This window comes from Synechococcus sp. OH2, assembly GCF_047462155.1.
Lineage (GTDB): Bacteria > Cyanobacteriota > Cyanobacteriia > Thermostichales > Thermostichaceae > Thermostichus.
Window position 1 is genome coordinate 17,712 of the sequence record NZ_JANSIR010000059.1, and the last position, 956, is coordinate 18,667.

General features: G+C 62.0%; 1 pseudogene. It reads right to left on the reverse strand.

What is annotated here, in order from left to right:
• Nucleotides 1–211: 211 nt before the first annotated feature.
• Nucleotides 212–956, reverse strand: a pseudogene (locus NW835_RS04920) (UDP-N-acetylglucosamine 1-carboxyvinyltransferase); the annotation flags it as partial.

A 956-nucleotide genomic window follows, 5' to 3' on the forward strand; every position in this document is an offset into this window, starting at 1 on the left:
CACTTGTAGCACGAACAGCTTTCATCCCGACACGGATTGGCTCTTGAGTAATTACAGTGCGGGGCTTCCCGCCGATTAAGCTAACCCCTTCTCCCTAGAATTTGGGCTGTCAGCTCCTAGCCTACCGCATCCTTTTTCCCTCCAGAAAACCAAGGGGATGACGCTTGGGGCCAGCGGATCCCCCCAACAGCGTAGGCTCAAGCCCTATTGCTCAAATGGGCCAATTTTGCGATGGGATCCCCTTTCCATCGGCTTGCTCAGGCTGAGGGGTGAGCGGGATCCCTGCCGGGTGGTTACAGCGATACACCTTGGCCCCGACATTGCGCAGCTTTTCATCGATGGCTTCGTAGCCGCGGTCGATGTAGTGGAGGCCGTGGATGGTAGAGCAGCCCTCAGCCGCCAGGCCGGCCAACACTAGAGCTGCCCCCGCCCGCAAGTCCGTAGCCACCACCGGCGCTCCCGACAGCGACGGCACTCCTCGGATGAGGGCGACCCGGTTCTTGAGGCGAATGTCTGCCCCCATGCGATTGAGCTCGGGGATGTGGTGCATCCGGTTTTCAAACACCGTCTCCTCGATGGTGCAACTGCCCTCGCTCAGGGCGGCCAAGGCCATGATCGGCGCCTGCACATCAGTGGGAAAACCCGGATAGGGCAAGGTCTGGATATCGGTTGCCTGGCAGAGCCAGCCCGAACTGAGTCGCGCCGGGGCAATGCGCAGCCGGTTGGGGCCTTCTTCCTCCACCCGCAGCCCCATGTCACGCAACTTGGCGATCACCGCCCGCAGATGATCTGGGATAACAGGGCCAACCGTGAGTTCGGAGCCGGTGATGGCCCCGGCAATGAGGTAGGTGCTGGCCTCGATGCGGTCGGGAATGACCGTGTACTCGGTGCCGTGCAGGCGCGGTACCCCTACCACCACAACCGTGTTAGTGCCTACACCGCGAATGCGGGCCCCC